We start from the raw sequence: 1027 nt of genomic DNA, 5'->3' as shown, positions 1-1027 counted from the left end.
TCTTAGTATTAGATGATTCTTCTTATGATCGAAATCGTAGTAAATCCGTCGAATTACTAGCTCGTTGTTTTGATCATGCCTCTCAAAAAATGCGCTTTTATAAAGGCTTCCGTATGCTTACCCTTGGATGGTCAGATGGTGCAACATTCATGCCTGTTGACTTTTCTTTATTGAGCTCCAAAACAAGCCAAATAAACGGAATATCAAGTAAAATCGACAAGCGAAGCAGTGGCTATAAACGCCGTCTTGAAGCCTTACAATCTGCACCAGAACAAATTCCAGATATGATTCAACGTGCATTGAACGCTGGGATTGATGCTTCATATTTGTTGATGGATACTTGGTTTACCCATCAACCACTCATTAAGAACATCAAAGAGCAAGGACTTGATGTAATTGGCATGGTTAAGAATTTAAAGCAACGTTACCTTGTGGGTGATAAGCGTGTCAGCTTAAAGGAACTTTATCGTTTGGCAGCACCTATTCAAGGAAAAAAAGGGATTCTTCGCTCCATCCTTACTACCCAAGCCAATGGAGTTCCGATCAAAATGGTATTCGTTCAAAACCGTAATAAAAAGAGCGAATGGCTTGCTATTCTGAGTACAGACTGTACGCTAAGTGATCAAGAAATCATCAGAATTTATGGTATGAGATGGGACATTGAAGTCTTTTTCAAAACAACGAAATCCCTATTAAAACTCCAAAAGGAGTTTCAAGGTCGTTCTTATGACTCCTTAATAAGTCATACAACGATTGTTTTTGCACGTTATATTGTTCTGTCCTGGCAAAACAGATGTAGCACGGACCAAAGAACACTAGGCGGTATGTTTTATGAACTTTGTGATGAAATCAGTGACCTCGATTGGGCAATTGCGCTTCAGCAATTAATCGAGCTTCTTGAAGATACCCTTAAAGAGAGTAACAAAAAGATTCAAAAGTTAATTAAAAGTCAACTACAGCAATGGATCGCGGGCTTGCCTAACTATATCAAGGCATACCTGCCTATTTCAGTCTGCGAAAGTTGAGT

1 protein-coding gene is annotated in these 1027 nt (G+C 38.9%); it reads left to right on the top strand.

Annotation, left to right across the window (positions count from 1 at the left end):
• Positions 1 to 1025: IS4 family transposase (locus tag M3226_RS31400; protein WP_251573411.1), on the top strand; the 1025-nt coding region annotated here is incomplete at its 5' end.
• Between the last annotated feature and the right edge of the window lie 2 nt (positions 1026 to 1027).

The sequence above is a fragment of the Neobacillus cucumis genome (assembly GCF_023715505.1).
Note: the sequence above shows the minus strand (reverse complement) of the source record. Positions and strands in the feature narration are given on the sequence as shown.